Annotated in this window: 13 protein-coding genes; 9 read left to right on the top strand and 4 right to left on the bottom strand. The window is 68.3% G+C overall.

Annotated elements, in window-relative coordinates; all coding sequences use genetic code 11:
* Positions 1-166 precede the first annotated feature (166 nt).
* The 3 genes from AC2ITM_RS11420 (at position 167) to AC2ITM_RS11430 (ending at position 3,610) form a co-directional block, all read left to right on the top strand.
* Positions 167-862, top strand: coding sequence for a type 1 glutamine amidotransferase (locus tag AC2ITM_RS11420; protein WP_486466773.1), 696 nt, complete (start codon positions 167-169; stop codon positions 860-862).
* Positions 859-2,223, top strand: a complete 1,365-nt coding sequence (locus tag AC2ITM_RS11425; protein WP_486466774.1) for a glutamine synthetase family protein — start codon at positions 859-861, stop codon at positions 2,221-2,223. Before AC2ITM_RS11420 ends, AC2ITM_RS11425 begins: the two co-directional genes overlap by 4 nt.
* An 82-nt stretch (positions 2,224-2,305) precedes the next feature.
* Complete coding sequence (locus AC2ITM_RS11430) at positions 2,306-3,610, top strand: NAD(P)/FAD-dependent oxidoreductase (protein ID WP_486466775.1); 1,305 nt, start codon at positions 2,306-2,308, stop codon at positions 3,608-3,610.
* A gap of 75 nt (positions 3,611-3,685) precedes the next feature.
* Here AC2ITM_RS11430 and AC2ITM_RS11435 read toward each other — a convergent pair whose 3' ends face one another.
* Complete coding sequence (locus AC2ITM_RS11435) at positions 3,686-4,528, bottom strand: 3-oxoadipate:acetyl-CoA acetyltransferase (RefSeq protein ID WP_486466776.1); 843 nt, start codon at positions 4,526-4,528, stop codon at positions 3,686-3,688.
* Positions 4,529-4,668: 140 nt separating this feature from the next.
* Here AC2ITM_RS11435 and AC2ITM_RS11440 point away from each other — a divergent pair, with 140 nt between their 5' ends.
* Entirely contained in the window at positions 4,669-5,889 is a 1,221-nt protein-coding gene (locus AC2ITM_RS11440) for a DegT/DnrJ/EryC1/StrS family aminotransferase (protein WP_486466777.1), read from the top strand.
* A 162-nt stretch (positions 5,890-6,051) separates the two neighbouring features.
* Positions 6,052-6,417: a hypothetical protein gene (locus AC2ITM_RS11445; RefSeq protein WP_486466778.1), complete on the top strand. Its 366-nt coding sequence runs from the start codon at positions 6,052-6,054 to the stop codon at positions 6,415-6,417.
* 26 nt (positions 6,418-6,443) lie between these two features.
* Here the strand turns inward: AC2ITM_RS11445 and AC2ITM_RS11450 are convergent, their stop codons facing one another.
* The 3 genes from AC2ITM_RS11450 to truA all read right to left on the bottom strand — a co-directional run bounded on the left by AC2ITM_RS11450 (position 6,444) and on the right by truA (position 9,263).
* A complete protein-coding gene (locus AC2ITM_RS11450) occupies positions 6,444-7,397 on the bottom strand; it encodes a dioxygenase family protein (RefSeq protein WP_486466779.1) in 954 nt (317 codons plus the stop codon).
* 88 nt (positions 7,398-7,485) lie between these two features.
* On the bottom strand, positions 7,486-8,436 hold the full coding sequence (locus AC2ITM_RS11455) for an isopenicillin N synthase family dioxygenase (RefSeq protein ID WP_486466780.1): 951 nt from the start codon (positions 8,434-8,436) through the stop codon (positions 7,486-7,488).
* A gap of 50 nt (positions 8,437-8,486) precedes the next feature.
* Complete coding sequence (truA, locus tag AC2ITM_RS11460; protein WP_486466781.1) at positions 8,487-9,263, bottom strand: tRNA pseudouridine(38-40) synthase TruA; 777 nt, start codon at positions 9,261-9,263, stop codon at positions 8,487-8,489.
* A 114-nt stretch (positions 9,264-9,377) separates the two neighbouring features.
* Here truA and AC2ITM_RS11465 point away from each other — a divergent pair, with 114 nt between their 5' ends.
* The 4 genes from AC2ITM_RS11465 to ileS all read left to right on the top strand — a co-directional run bounded on the left by AC2ITM_RS11465 (position 9,378) and on the right by ileS (position 15,546).
* Positions 9,378-10,787 (top strand): YcjX family GTP-binding protein, encoded by a 1,410-nt coding sequence (locus tag AC2ITM_RS11465; RefSeq protein ID WP_486469421.1) that lies wholly within the window; start codon positions 9,378-9,380, stop codon positions 10,785-10,787.
* Complete coding sequence (locus AC2ITM_RS11470; RefSeq protein WP_486466782.1) at positions 10,784-11,245, top strand: GNAT family N-acetyltransferase; 462 nt, start codon at positions 10,784-10,786, stop codon at positions 11,243-11,245. The genes AC2ITM_RS11465 and AC2ITM_RS11470 overlap by 4 nt, the downstream gene beginning before the upstream one ends.
* Positions 11,242-12,255, top strand: a complete 1,014-nt coding sequence (locus tag AC2ITM_RS11475; protein ID WP_486466783.1) for a YcjF family protein — start codon at positions 11,242-11,244, stop codon at positions 12,253-12,255. Before AC2ITM_RS11470 ends, AC2ITM_RS11475 begins: the two co-directional genes overlap by 4 nt.
* A 384-nt stretch (positions 12,256-12,639) precedes the next feature.
* Positions 12,640-15,546 carry an isoleucine--tRNA ligase gene (ileS, locus tag AC2ITM_RS11480; protein ID WP_486469422.1) on the top strand — a complete coding sequence of 969 codons (2,907 nt, stop codon included), beginning with the start codon at positions 12,640-12,642 and terminating at the stop codon, positions 15,544-15,546.
* Positions 15,547-15,792 lie beyond the last annotated feature (246 nt).

Consider the following 15,792-nt stretch of genomic DNA (forward strand, 5'->3'; position numbering starts at 1 on the left):
GGATCATCCGCTGGGCGCCACACCAATACCTAACATCAGATAGGTTTTCGAAAAGGGCCAGCCTGGCTGCGATGCGGGCAAGGCGGGATTGCACCCGCCCCCGGCCCGCAGGCTTGCCGTGCCCGGCCCGCTATTCTACCCTTTGCCCTGCAACAATCGGTGTTTCATGAAAATCGGCATCCTTCAGACCGGCTACGCGCCGGATGACATGCGCGAAACCCTGGGCGACTACCCGACCCTCTTCGCACAGCTGCTCGACGGCAACGACTTTACCTTCCAGACCTGGCCCGTGGTCGACGGCGTCTTTCCCGACAGCCCCGAGGTCTGCGATGGCTGGCTGATCACGGGCTCGCGCCATGGCGCCTACGAGGGCCACCCCTGGATCCCGCCGCTGGAAGACTTCATCCGCGCGATCCGCGACGCCGGGCGGCCGCTGGTCGGCGTCTGCTTCGGCCACCAGATCATCGCCCAGGCCCTGGGCGGCAAGGTCGAGAAATTCCCCGGCGGCTGGTCCATCGGCTCGAATGTCTACGAGACCCCCGAGGGCCTGGCGATCCTGAACGCCTGGCACCAGGACCAGGTGACGGAACTTCCGCCCGGCGCCCGGGTGGTGGCCTCGTCGCCGTTCTGCGCCAATGCCGCTCTGGCCTATGGCGACACGATCTATACCGTGCAGGCGCATCCGGAATTCACCTCCGAGGCCATCGCCTCGCTGCTGCGTTCGCGCGCCGAAGGGGTGGTGCCGGATCCGCTGATCGCCCAGGCCACTGCCAAACTCCAGACCCCCACGACCGCCCAGGCCGAGGCCCGGCGCATGACCGCCCTGTTCAAGGGCGAAGCTTTTGAAGGCACATCCAAATGAGCGACGACGACTGGACAAGCCAACTGCCCGAAGCGGCCCAGACCTATCTGGAGAACCGCCGCCTCGACGAGGTGGAATGCATCATCTCCGACCTGCCGGGCATTGCCCGCGGCAAGGCCGTGCCGGCGACGAAATTCGCCAAGCAGAAGAACTTTCACCTGCCGAACTCGATCTTCTTCCAGACCATCACCGGCGACTGGTCGGATGCGGCGGGCGAAGAGGGCTATACCGAGCCCGACATGATCCTGCTGCCCGACTTTACCACCGCCACCGCCGCCCCCTGGACCGGCGACTGGACGCTGCAGGTGATCCATGACGCCTTCGACCGCAAGGGCGTGCCGATCCCCTACAGCCCCCGCAACGTGCTGAAGCGCGTCTGCAAGCTGTACGAGGCGCAGGGCTGGAAGCCCGTCGTCGCCCCGGAGATGGAATTCTACCTGGTCGCCCGCAACATCGACCCGGCGAAACCGATCCAGCCGATGATGGGCCGCTCGGGCCGCCCGGCCGCAGCCCGCCAGGCCTATTCGATGACCGCCGTCGACGAATTCGGCCCCGTGATCGACGATATCTACGATTTCGCCGAGGCCCAGGGCTTTGAAATCGACGGCATCACCCAGGAAGGCGGCGCCGGCCAGCTGGAAATCAACCTGCGCCACGGCGACCCGGTCAAGCTGGCGGACGAGGTGTTCTACTTCAAGCGGATGATCCGCGAGGCCGCGCTGCGCCACGACTGCTTTGCGACCTTCATGGCCAAGCCCATCACCGATGAGCCGGGCAGCGCCATGCATATCCACCACTCGATCCTCGACATCGAGACCGGCAAGAACATCTTCACCGGCCCCGCGGGCGGCGAAACCGATGCCTTCTTCTGCTTCATCGGCGGCATGCAAAAGCACCTCCCCGAGATGATCCCGCTGCTGGCGCCCTACGTGAACTCCTACCGGCGTTACGTGAAGGACCATGCCGCGCCGATCAACCTGGAATGGAGCCGCGACAACCGCACCACCGGCATCCGCATCCCGATTTCCTCGACCGAGGCGCGCCGGATCGAGAACCGCGTGGCCGGCATGGACTGCAACCCCTACCTCGGCATCGCGGCCTCGCTGGCGGCGGGCTATCTGGGCCTGATGAACGAGGAACGCGCCTCGAAGCAGTTCAAGGGCGACGCCTACGAGGGCGAGGGCGACTTCCCCCGCACCCTGGGCGAGGCGCTTGACGTGATGGACGAGGCCACCGCCATCGCCGATGTGCTGGGCCCGGAATTCCTGCGCGTCTACTCGATCGTGAAGCGCACCGAATACGAGGAATTCCTCAACGTGATCTCCCCCTGGGAGCGCGAGCACCTGCTGATCAACGTCTGACGGCCAAAGGCCCCGACCGATCCCCCAGCCGCCCCCTTGCCCCAGGGGGGCGGCCCCCGTCCTGCACCCTGCCGAGACCGACATGAACCTTCTCTATGCCAATGACCGGAAGGGCGAATACCCGCAAAGCTGGTACGCCGCCACCGCCCAGCCCCTGGCCCCCTTCGCGCCCCTGCAGGGCACCGCACGCGCCGATGTGGCAATCGTCGGCGGCGGCTTCACCGGCCTCTCCGCCGCGCTGCACTGCGCCGAGGCCGGCCTTTCGGTGATCCTGCTGGAGGCACAGCGCCTGGGCTTCGGCGCCTCGGGACGCAACGGCGGCCAGCTGGGTTCGGGCCAGCGGCCCTACCAGGACGACCTTGAAAGCTGGCTGGGCCCCGACGACGCCCGCAAGCTCTGGGATCTGGCGGAAGACGCCAAGCAGCTGGTCAAGGACCTCTGCACCCGCCACGCCATCGACTGCGAGCTCAGGCCCGGCGTCGCCTGGACCGGCTGCAGCGACGGCGACACCCGGCACCTGCACGACTATGCCCGCCACCTGCGCGACCGCTACGGCTATAGCCATATCGACTGCCTCTCGGCGGACGAGGCCCGCCAGATCTGCCCCTCGCCCGCCTATCGCGGCGGCATCCTCGACCATGACGCGGCGCATCTGCACCCGCTGAAGTTGGCGCTTGGCCTGGCGCGTGCGGCCCTGGCCGCGGGCGTGCAGATCCATGAGGGCACCGAGGTCCTCTCCCTCACCCCCGGCCGCCCCGCCCACCTGAAAACCGCCGCCGGAGAGGTCCATGCCGGTCACGTCCTGCTCGCCGGCAACGGCTATCTGACGCCGCTGCACCGCGAACCTGCGCGCCGCGTCCTGCCGATCAACAACTACATCGCCGTCACCGAACCCCTGGGCGAAGACGCCGCCCGCGTGCTGACCCGCGACATCGCCGTGGCCGACAGCAAGTTCGTGGTGAACTACTACCGCCTGACGCCCGACCGCCGCCTCCTCTTCGGGGGCGGAGAAAGCTACGGCGACCGCTTCCCCACCGACATCGCCGCCAAGGTGCGCGGGCCGATGACCCAGATCTACCCGCATCTGAAGACTGTCCGCATCGACTATGCCTGGGGCGGCACGCTGGGGATCACGATGAAACGCGCGCCCTATCTCGCGCGCCTTGCCCCGAACATCCTGACCGCTTCGGGCTATTCCGGCCACGGCGTCGGCACGGCCACCCATGCGGGCCAGCTGATGGCCCGGGCGATCACCGGCCAGGCCGCCGGTTTCGACACCATGTCCCGGATGCCCGCCCCCGCCTTCCCCGGCGGCGCGGCGCTGCGCACGCCCCTTCTGGCGCTGGCCATGACCTGGTTCTCGCTGCGCGACCGCCTCGGCTTCTAGACGGTTCTTTCATCTGACCCCAAATACTCCGGGGGAGTCCGGGCCCCAGGGCCCGGACGGGGGCAGCGCCCCCTTCTACACCTCCGCCGGCATCCGCAGCCCCAGCATTTCGCGCGCCTGGCGCCAGCTGGCCACCGGCCGCTCGTACTTGCCGCACAGATCGACGACCCGCGCCACCAGCGCCGCGTTCGAGGGCGCCAGATGGTCGCGGTCCAGCCGGATGTTGTCCTCCAGCCCGCAGCGCGCATGGCCGCCGGTCTCGACCACCCATTCGTTGATCGTCAGCTGGTCACGCCCGATCCCGGCCGCACACCAGCGGCTCTCGGGCAGCAACCGCTTCATCGTCGCGCGGTAATAGTCGAACACGTCCCGGTCCACCGGCATGGCGTTCTTCACCCCCATGACGAACTGCACATAGGGGCTCTCGACCAGACGGCCATCGGCATACATCTTCGCCGCCTGGTGGATGTGGCTCAGGTCGAAGGCCTCGATCTCGGGGCGCACGCCATGGGCCTTCATCTCGGCCGCCAGCCAGTCCACCAGATCCGGCGGGTTCTCATAGACGCGGGTCGGGAAATTGTTCGATCCCACCGACAGCGACGCCATGTCGGGCGCAAGCGGCAGCATCCCGCCACGGGTCTGCCCCGCCCCGGACCGGCCGCCGGTCGAGAACTGGATGATCATGCCCGGACAGTGCTTTTCCAGCCCCTCCTTCAGGGCGGCGAATTTCTCCGGGTCCGAAGACGGCGATTCGTCATCGTTGCGCACATGCGCATGCACGATCGAGGCGCCGGCCTCAAAGGCTTCGTGGGTCGATTCCACCTGCTCCGTCACGGTAATCGGAACGGCAGGGTTATCGCTCTTGCGGGGCAGCGAGCCTGTGATGGCCACGCAGATGATGCAGGGATCCATGGTCATGCGGTCAGCGTTGCGCGGGAAAGTTGGCTGTGTCAACGACTTCGCACCGGCCATCCCCCGCCTGTCATCGAGAATTCATTTGATCCTCTGCCCCCGTCCTTTAGCTTTCCTGAAAGACGGATTCAGGAAAGCCGAAGAAGATGCCTCTGCCGCCCAATGTCTATGACGCCGAGCCGATCCCCGACGCCGCCCGTGCCGAGATCGAGCACCTCCTGTCCAGCGGCGACCTGTTCCGCTACACCGCCGCCGGCGATGCGCCGGTCACGCTGCTGGAAACCGATTTCGCCGCGATGCTGGGGACGCGCTATGCGCTGGCAGTGTCGTCCTGCTCGGCGGCGCTGTTTCTGTCGCTGAAGGCGCTCGATCTGCCGCGCGGCGCCCGGGTGCTGATCCCGGGCTTCACCTTCGCGGCCGTGCCCTCGGCCATCGTGCATGCGGATTGCACGCCCGTGCTGTGCGAGGTCGGGCCGAACTACCGCATCGACATCGCCGATTTCGAGGCCCGCCTGCCCGGCATCGACGCGGTGATCATCAGCCACATGCGCGGCCATACCTCGGACATGGATGCGATCCTGGCCCTGTGCGAGGCCCGCGACATCCCCGTGATCGAGGACGCGGCGCATTCCCTGGGCACCACCTGGGGCGGGCGCAACATCGGCACGCTGGGTCGCATCGGCTGCTTCAGTTTCCAAAGCTACAAGCTGATCAATTCCGGCGAAGGCGGCATCCTGGTGACCGACGATGCCGATCTGGTGGCCCGGGCCATCATCATGTCGGGCGCCTATGAGCACATGTGGAAAAAGCACAAGGCCCGCCGCGGCGAGAATTCCGACGATCTGGTGCGGGCGCTGGAACGCTGGCAGAACCGCCTGCCGCTCTATAACCTGCGGCTCAACAACCTGTCGGCGGTGATCGCGCGGGCGCAGCTGACCGAGGTGCCCCGCCGGGTCCGCGACGGACGGCGCAACCATGATCACACCGCCGCGGCGATCAGCCAGAGCCCCTGGATCGAGGTCCCCGCCAAGCTGCCCCCGGAAGAGCGCGCCCCCGACAGCCTGCAGTTCAACCTTGCCGGCCTGAGCGACGAGCAGACCCTGGCCTTTCAGGCGGCGGCGGCAGCGCGCGGCGTCAAGGTGCAGGTCTTTGGCCTGTCGACCGACAATGCCCGCGCCTTCTGGAACTGGCAGTTCATCCCCGACCTGCCCACCCTGCCCGCGACCCGCGCCATGCTGATGCGCGCCTGCGACTGCCGTCTGCCCGCCCGGCTGACGCTGGCGGAATGCGACCAGATCGCCCAGGCCCTGGTCGCGGCCGCCCGCGATGTCATGTCGGGCCCTGAGGTGGTCGCCGCAGCCGAATGACCCCGGCCGCTGGCCTGGCCGCAGGGGTGGTTTGCCGCTCTGCTCGGCAAGGCCGCGCGGGGGGCTGTTTTACGGCGCCCCGCACAACCCATGGGCTTGCCGCCCTTCCCCGTGCCGCAAATAGTTTTCCAGACGGGAGACACGCCAGGGGGGGAACGGGACATGGCCGATGCGGCGACACTGACGGACACCATAGCGGAGGGCGCCGGAGAGGTCGCCCGCACCTTGGGCGACAGCCCACTGCTGATCGTGGGCCTGTGCGTCCTGGCGACCGTCGGCATCGTGATCATGTGGAGCGGCTTCTGGAAGGCCGTCGCCAGTTCGAACGACAGCATCCTGGACATTCTGGGGGCGCCGGCCTTCTTCAAGACGGTGGTGGTGATCGGCGTCATCGCCGCCACCGTGGTCCTGAGCCTGGCCGACAAGCTGGAGGGCCCCATCACCGGCGCCATCCTCAGCGGAATCGCGGGATATGTGATGGGCCAGATCTCGGCCCAGCACAGGAAGGACGATACGTCCTCAGGCTGACGCGGCGCGGGGCCCGGGCCCTGCGATCATTCGCTGTCGGGCCAGGTCGGGGGTTTGCCGCCGGGCGGCGGACCCTTCGGCGGCTGACCGAATGGCGGCTTGCCCTGCGGCGGCCCGCCGGGGCCGCCCTGCGGCGGCGGTCCCCCGGCAGGGCCTCCGGGCGGCGGGCCTTCCAGCCCGGCCGGACGGCTGGCGGCGGGATCGACAGGCAGCGTCACGCGCCCCAGATAGCCCTGGCCGCTGCGGGTCATCGTCAGGGTCTGCTGAGCGATCTGCGCGCTGGTATTGTCGCCAAAGACATTGTCCTGCGTGATCGAGATCGCCTTCAGGTTCGCCGTGCTGCCGGCATAGCGCGCATCCCCCGCATAGACCTGCGCCGCGACCTGCTGCGGCAGGGCGATCTGCGCGGTCAGCACCGCCGCCGCGCCGCTGACGGCATGGGCGGCGTCGCGGAAGACCTCGAAATGGATATGCGGCCAGCGCCCGGCATAGCAGCCCGGCACGATGGTGGTGAAACGGATCCGGCCCGCAGCATCGGCCACCGCAAGACCGCGCAGCCAGTTCGCCCCGGGTGCGTCATACAGCGAATAGTGCCCCTGGCTGTCGCAATGCCACAGATAAAGGGCATGTCCGGCCAGCGGCGTGCAGCCTGCCGCCTCCTGCAGCGTCAGTTCCAGCGTCAGAGGCGTGCCCTCGGCCCGGCCGGTCATTCCCGCGAAGGAGGGGCGCAGATCCCCGCGCAGGATGCCCTGCTGGTCCAGCGCATTGACGACCTGCCCGGCACGGGTGCTGTTGCTGCCATCCGCGGGATAGGGTCCGGCGGTTTCCCAGGGCAGGGCCACGCATTGCGCCGCCTGTGCCGCGGCGCCGGACCCGGCGGCCAGCCCCAGCCCGCCCAGCACCGCCAGCATCCGGCGGCGGCCGATCATCCGGGGCAGATCCCGGGCCAGGCCATGATCGTGGCTGTCTTGCTGCGTCATGAACACTCCTTTCCCAGGCAAAGGCCCGGCTGTCCTGATTGCAGTCTTTTACGCAGCCGCCCCGCCGCGCCGTCGCAGCAACGCAACGTCAGCCGTTCGCAGCGGCGAATTTGCCCATCAGATAGGGCCCCGACAGCACGCCCGCGGCGCCTTCGCCCTGCAAAGGCGTGATCCGGGCGTGCCAGTTCGGCTGGTGGAAGAAGGCCAGCGACATGCGCCGCCGCGCCGCCGCCTCGGGCGGGGTGACGACGCGGTGCAGCGTCGAAACCCACCGCCCCCCGGTCCAGAGCGCCATCAGGTCGCCGATGTTGATCACGAAGGCGCCCTCGACCGGCGGCACCGGGCGCCAGTCCCCTTCGGGCGTCAGGATCTCGAGGCCCCGGGACCCCGGTTCGGGCATCAGGATGGTCAGCGATCCGTAATCCGTATGCGCCCCGGCACGCAGCTGTCGTTCCAGCGGCGGGCGGTCCTGCGCCGGGTAGTTCAGCGCCCTGAGCGCCGAGATCGGCCGGTCGATGAAGGGCGCGAAATGGTCCTGCGGCAGATGCAGCGCCACGGCAAGGACCTGCATGATGCGGGCGGCCAGATCCTCCATCGCGGCGTAATAGGCGCTCCAGGCGGCGCGAAAGCCCTGCGGTGCGTCAGGCCAGGGGGTGGGCGCATAGCAAAAGGCCAGCGCATCGGGATCGGTTTCCCCCGGCGGCGGCGCCAGCGGCCCGCCGTTGAAGCTTTCCTTCAGGTCGGGGGGCGTGTCCTCGCCGCGCGATTTCGCCAAGGCCTCGGTGCCGGTGCCCAGATAGCCATAGGGCTGGCCGGGCCCCGGGCGCAGCGCGTCCTTGGCGGCCTGGGGTTGGTCGAAGAAGGCCGAAAGCTGCGTCCAGACATCTGTGATCACATCCGCCGGCACACCATGGTTGCCCACCGCCAGAAAGCCCGTCTGCCGGCAGGTGCGGTCGACCTCGGCGCCGATCCGGGCGCGGGTTTCGGCATCGGCTGCGGCAAAGGCTGTCAGATCAAGGACAGGGAAATCGGCGGTCATGGCGGGCTCCGGTCTGGGTCAGCCACAGGGTCAGGCGGCGGCCGCGCCTGTCAAGCCCTTGGCGCGAAAGGATCCTGCGGATAGCCCACCCCCGAGAGGTAAAGCCCCTGCGGCGGGCAGACCGGCCCGCAGGCAGCGCGATCCTTCGCCTGCAGCGCGTCGCGGACCTGTTCGGGCGCCCAGGCACCGCAGCCGACGCGCTCCAGCGTGCCGACGATGGAGCGCACCTGGTTGTGCAGGAAACTGCGGGCCCGCAGATGGAAACGCAGCTCGGGGCCGGAGGTGCCCGTGACCTCCTCGATGCGGATCTCGTCCAGCGTCTTCTGCGGCGAGGCCGCCTGACAGATCGAGCTGCGGAAGGTGGTGAAATCGTGATTGCCCACCAGATAGGCCGCCCCCGCCCGCATGGCCGCGGCATCAAGGGGATGCTTGACCTGCCAGACCAGCCCGGCGTCATGGGTCGCGGGCGCGCGGCGCATCAGCAGGCGGAACAGGTAGCGCCGTTCCAGCGCCGAGAACCGCGCGTGCCAGTCGTCATCGACCCGCGCCGCGTTGACGATGGCCACCGGCAGGGGCTTCAGGTGGTGGTTCAGCGCCTCGGACAGGCGGAACGGATCCCAGTCCCGGTCCATGTCGCAATGGGCGACCTGCCCCAGCCCGTGCACCCCGGCATCGGTGCGCCCGGCGGCGGCGATGGTGTGTTCGCGCGGCTCCAACCGGGCCAGAGCGGCCTCGATGGCCCCCTGGACCGAGGGCTGATCCGCCTGCCTCTGCCATCCGGCAAAGGGGGCTCCGTGATATTCGACCTGAAGGGCATAGCGTGGCATGAGCGCGATCTACGATGCAGACCCGCCGCCCGCAATCCCTTCGTCTTGGAAACCGGGACTGCGGCCTCTATCTTGGGGATACGGATTTCGAGACGGCAGGATTTGCGCTTGGCACTGGACATCACCTCGCTGGCCGACGGGCTGACACGGCAGATCGAAAGCGTGGGGGACCAGCTGTCCGAAGCCTTCCTGGAACCCGTGATCCGGCTGGGCGTCACCGGCATGGCGCGGGCGGGCAAGACGGTCTTCATCACCTCGCTGGTGGCGAACCTGCTGAACCGCGCCCGGATGCCGGGGCTGGTGGCGCAGGCCGATGGCCGGATCCTGGCCGCCTATCTGCAACCCCAGCCCGACGACACCCTGCCCCGCTTTGACTACGAGGCGCATCTGGCCGCGCTGACCGGCCCGCAGCCCTGGTGGCCCGACAGCACGCGCTCGATCTCCGAGCTGCGCATCAGCTTCCGCGTCCGCCCCACCGGGCTGCTGGGCAGCGTCGGCGGCCCGCGCACGGTGCATCTGGACATCATCGACTATCCCGGCGAATGGCTGCTGGACCTGGGCCTGATGGAGAAATCCTATGCCCAGTGGTCCGAAGAGGTCCTGAACCGGATGCGCACCCGCCCCCAGGCCACGGGCAGCCTGTCGGCACTTGAGGCGATGCGCGGCCGCGAGACCTGGGCCGAGCCCGAGGTCCAGGCCCTGACCCGCGGCTACACGCAGTACCTCGCAGAGGCGCGCAAGGCGGGCCTGTCGGACGTGACCCCCGGCCGCTTCCTGCTGCCGGGTGATCTGGAGGGCTCGCCCGTGCTGACCTTCGTGCCGCTGCTGACGGAACCGCATCCGCCCCGCCGCGGCCTCTGGCGCGAGATGGAGCGCCGGTATGATGCCTACAAGGCCCGCGTCGTGCGCCCCTTCTTCAGCCGCCATTTCGCCCGCATCGACCGCCAGGTGGTGCTGGTGGATGCGCTTTCGGCCATCCACGCCGGCCCCGCTGCGGTCGAGGACCTGAACCGCGGGCTGGAAGGGATCCTGGCCGCCTTCCGCCCCGGCCGCAACGCCTGGCTGTCGCGGCTGCTGCTGGGCAAGCGGGTGGAACGGATCCTGTTTGCGGCCACCAAGGCCGATCACCTGCACCACGCCCAGCACGCCCGCCTGACCGCAATCCTGGAGGCGCTGGTGGCCCAGGCGGCCTCGCGCGCGGATTTCGCGGGGGCGCGCACCCAGGCGCTGTCGCTGGCCTCGCTGCGCACCACGGTCGAGGAAACCCGCCGCCACGGCGGGACCGATCTGATGTGCGTGCGCGGGCGGCTTTTCGACGGCCGCCAGGCAGCGCTCTATCCCGGAGAACTGCCCGAGGATCCCGCCCGGATCACCCGCGGCTACCTCTCGGGCGAGAAATGGCTGGACGGCGACTACCAGTTGATGAACTTTGCCCCCGCGGTGATCTCGCTGAAGCCGGGCGAAGGCCCGCCGCACATCCGCCTGGACCGCGCCGCCCAGTTCCTGATCGGAGACAAGCTGTGAGCCCCCCTCGCATCGAACGCGCCCGGACCCGGGACATTCCCGCCCTGGCGCGGGTTCTGTGGAATTTCACCCGCCGCACATCCTGGATGCCCAGGGCGCGCTCGCACGCCCAGGACATCGCGCTGCTGACGCGGCTGGTGCTGCGCGGCGCGGTGCGGCTGATCCGCGACGCCCGGGGTCCCTGCGCCTTCATCGCCCGCATCGGCGGCGAGGTGCTGGCGCTCTACGTCCATGAACGCGCCCGTCGCCGCGGCCTGGGCCGCATCCTGATGCGCGAGGCCCAGGCGCAATCCGACTGGCTGGCGCTCTGGACGCCCGCCGCCAGCCACGAGGCGCGCCGCTTCTACGCCGCCCATGGCTTTGCCACCGCAGGCTATGGCGATGGCAGCGGCAATGACGAAGCCCTGCCAGAGGTGCTGATGATCTGGCATTCCACCCCGGAGCACGCGCCCGCATGACCGACACCCCCCGCAAGCCCCCCGCCCCGGTGCTGATCGAGCTGGACGAGGCCCCGGCCGCCCCCGACCTTGCCCCCCCCATCCCCGAGCACGAAGACGACACGCCCGCCCGCACCGGCCTGCAGACGGCGGCGCTGCTGGCGGGACGCAGGCGCTCGCGGCTGACGGGCTGGTTCTGGTCGCTGCTCTTGGCACTCGTGGGGGTGGTGGCCTCGGCCGCGGCCTGGAATTTCGCCACCGGGCTGATCGCCGCCACGCCCTGGCTGGGCTGGCTGGTCAGCGCCCTCATCCTGGCCTTCGCGCTGGTGACGCTGGCCATCGTGGTGAAGGAGCTGACGGCCTTCGCCCGGCTCTCGCGGGTCGACCGGCTGCACACGATGGCCGAGGAGGCCGCATCGCTCGACGATCTGGCCCGCGCCCGCGCCCATGCCCGCGCGCTGACGGCGCTCTATGCCGGCCGCGCCGACCAGAGCTGGGGCATCACTCGCCTGACCGAGCGCCTCGACGAACAGCTCGACGCGACATCCCTTCTGGCCCTGACCGAAACCGAATTGCTGGTCCCCCTCGACCGCGCCGCCCGCGCCGAGGCCGAGGCCGCCGCCCGCCGTGTCGCCACGGTGACGGCGCTGGTGCCGCTGGCCTTTGCCGACGTGATCACGGCGCTCTCTGCCAACATCCGCATGATCCGCCGCATCGCCGAGATCTACGGCGGCCGTTCCGGCACGCTGGGCTCGCTCCGGCTGCTGCGGGCGGTGATGACACACCTGGTCGCCACCGGCGCCGTGGCGGTGGGCGACGACCTGGTGCATTCGGTGCTGGGCGGCACGATCCTGTCGCGCCTGTCGCGCCGTTTCGGCGAAGGCGTGGTCAACGGCGCCCTCACCGCCCGCGTCGGCGTCGCCGCGATGGAGGTCTGCCGCCCGATGCCCTTCTCTCCGACGCGCCGCCCAAAGGTCGCCCAGGTGATCCAGCGCGCCCTGACGGGCCTTTTCGGCACCAGGGAAAGCTGACCGCCCCTGTCAGGCGCCAGACCGCCTCCGGCGGGAGTATTTATGGCCAGATGAAAGAACCACGGCGCCCGGATCCGCGCGGCCTCCTTTTGACACCGGACCGCGATCGGGTGCCGAAAGGGCGCCGCATGGCCTGGCGCGATTTTCCATGTCATCTGACCATAAATACTCCCGCCGGAGGCGGCCCGACATCTGCAGGGGCGAGGCTCTGGACGGTTGCGCGGACCGGGTGTAGAAGCCCCGGCATGATGACCCGATTTCACTTCGCCATCATCATTCGAATTACATGCCCGGCGCTCTGATATCTGAGCTGCCGGGCAAAGGCGTATGGGACACCGCGCCGCCACTCTTCCAGACATGACCGAGCCTGAACGGATCGAAAAGATGTGCGCCGAGACGCCTGACTACAAAGACACCCTGAACCTGCCGAAGACCGATTTCCCGATGCGCGCGGGCCTGCCCCAACGCGAGCCCGCCTGGCTGGACCGCTGGGCCCGCATCGGCGTCTACGAGCGCCTGCGCGAGAAGACGGGCCGCAGCCCCTTCACGCTGCATGACGGCCCTCCCTATGCCAACGGTCACCTGCACATCGGCCACGCGCTGAACAAGACGATCAAGGACATGATCGTGCGCAGCCACCAGATGATGGGCCATGATGCGCGCTATGTCCCCGGCTGGGACTGCCACGGCCTGCCGATCGAATGGAAGATCGAGGAGCAGTACCGCAAGAAGGGCAAGAACAAGGACGAGGTGAACATCGTCGACTTCCGCCAGGAATGCCGCAAGTTCGCCGAGGGCTGGGTCGACATCCAGCGCGAGGAATTCAAGCGCCTGGGCATCACCGGCAACTGGGCCGATCCCTACCTGACCATGAATTTCCATGCCGAGCGCGTCATCGCCGAGGAATTCATGAAGTTCCTGATGAACGGCACGCTCTACCAGGGCTCCAAGCCCGTCATGTGGTCGCCCGTCGAGAAGACCGCCCTGGCCGAGGCCGAGGTCGAGTATCACGACAAGGAAAGCTTCACCATCTGGGTGAAATTCAAGGTCGCGAACGAAGGCCACGACCTGCAGGGCGCCCATGTGGTGATCTGGACCACCACCCCCTGGACGATCCCCTCGAACAAGGCCGTCGTCTTCGGCGCCGATTATGCCTATGGCCTCTACGAGGTCACCGGCACGCCCGAGGAATGCTGGCTGAAGGTGGGCGAGAAATACCTGCTGGCCGACAAGCTGGCGGCCCAGACCTTTGCCAAGGCGCGGCTGAACGACGACCAGTGGACCCGTGTGCGCGACGTGCCGACCGAAGAACTGGCAAAGCTGTCTCTGCAACACCCCCTCGCCGGTGCCGAAGGCGGCAATGGCGAATGGGATGACCTGCGCGACTTCCGCGCCGCGCCCTTCGTCACCGACGAGGAAGGCACCGGTTTCGTCCATTGCGCGCCCTCCCACGGGATGGAGGAATATGAACTCTACCGTGACCTTGGCATGCTGGAGCAGGTGCTGACCTACAACGTCATGGATGACGGCGGCTTCCGCGCCGACCTGCCCTTCTTCGGCGGCAAGTACATCCTGAACCGCAAGGGCGGCGAGGGGGATGCCAACAAGACCGTCATCGACAAGCTGATCGAAGTCGGCGGGCTGATGGCGCGCGGCAAGATCAAGCACTCCTACCCGCATTCCTGGCGCTCCAAGGCGCCGGTGATCTTCCGCAACACGCCCCAATGGTTCGCCGCCATCGACCGCAAGGTCGGCGACGACCAGGACGAGTATGGCGAGACGATCCGCGCCCGCGCCCTGAAATCCATCGAGGACCTGGTCAAGTTCACGCCGCAATCGGGCCGCAACCGCCTGCATTCGATGATGCAGTCGCGGCCCGACTGGGTGCTGTCGCGCCAGCGCGCCTGGGGCGTGCCGCTGACCTGCTTCACCAAGGTCGGCGCCCTGCCGACCGATCCCGACTTCCTGCTGCGCGATCCGGCCGTCAATGCCCGCATCGCCGAGGCCTTCGAGGCCGAGGGCGCCGATGCCTGGTACAAGGACGGCGCCAAGGAACGCTTCCTGGGCGCGGGCTACAACGCCGACGAATGGACCAAGGTCGATGACGTGCTGGACGTCTGGTTCGACAGCGGCTCGACCCATGCCTTCGTGCTGCGTGATCGCGCCGACGGCACCCAGGACGGCATTGCCGATGTCTACATGGAAGGCACCGACCAGCACCGCGGCTGGTTCCACTCGTCCCTGCTGGAGGCCTGCGGCACCCTGGGGCGCGCGCCCTATCGCAACGTGGTGACCCATGGCTTCACGCTGGACGAGAAGGGCAACAAGATGTCCAAGTCCCTGGGCAACACCATCGTGCCCGAGGAAGTCATCAAGCAGTACGGCGCTGACATCCTGCGCCTGTGGGTTGCCCAGGTCGATTTCACCGCCGACCAGCGCATCGGTCCCGAGATCCTGAAAGGTGTCGCCGACAGCTATCGCCGGCTGCGCAATACCATGCGCTTCCTGCTGGGCTCGCTGGGTGATTTCCGCGAGGAAGACCGCGTGGCGCCCGCCGACATGCCCGAGCTGGAACGCTGGGTGCTGCACCGCCTGAGCGAGCTGGACGAGACCGTGCGCGCAGGCTACCGCAGCTTCGACTTCCAGGGCGTGTTCCAGGCGGTGTTCAACTTTGCCACGGTCGAGCTGTCGTCCTTCTACTTCGACATCCGCAAGGACGCGCTTTATTGCGACGGCGAGACCGCCCGCGCCAAGGCCGCCCGCACCGTGCTGGACCTGCTGTTCCACCGCCTGACGACCTGGCTGGCGCCGGTGCTGGTCTTCACCATGGAAGAGGTCTGGCTGGAGCGCTACCCGGCCGAGGACGGTTCGGTCCACCTGGTCGACTTCCCCGAGACCCCGGCAGACTGGCGCGACGATGCCCTGGCGGCGAAATGGACCAAGGTGCGTTCGGCCCGCCGGGTCGTCACTGCAGCGCTGGAAAAGCAGCGGGTCGAGAAGGTCATCGGTGCCTCGCTGGAGGCAGCCCCGGTGGTGCACCTGGCCGATGCCGATGTGCTGTCCGCGCTGAAGGACGTGTCCTTCGCCGATGTCTGCATCACCTCGGCGCTGGAACTGACCGACACCCCCGCCCCGGCCGAAGCCTTCCGCCTTCCCGAAGTCGAAGGCGTGGCGGTGGTCTTTGAAAAGGCCGAGGGCGAGAAGTGCCAGCGCTGCTGGAAGATCCTGCCCGACGTCGGCCACCATGCCCATGCGGGCGTCTGCGGCCGCTGCGACGACGCACTGGCCTGATCACGGGCCCCTATCGCACCGAAACGCCCGTCCCGGATCCCGGGGCGGGCGTTTGCCTGTCTGGGATCATCTTGGCGATCATTTCGGGGATCATTTCCGGGACCGTGTTCAAAATCCTGCCCGTATTCATGCCGGGATCAGGATACCGGTTCGAAGGACCGGATCAGGACCGGATGTGCCAGTCCGTTCAGCGCACGGGAAAGCCGGGCCAGCCCAGGGCCCGGCTTTCCGATCCGCATCTGACGG

The sequence above is a fragment of the Pseudooceanicola sp. NS-SX9 genome (assembly GCF_057380705.1).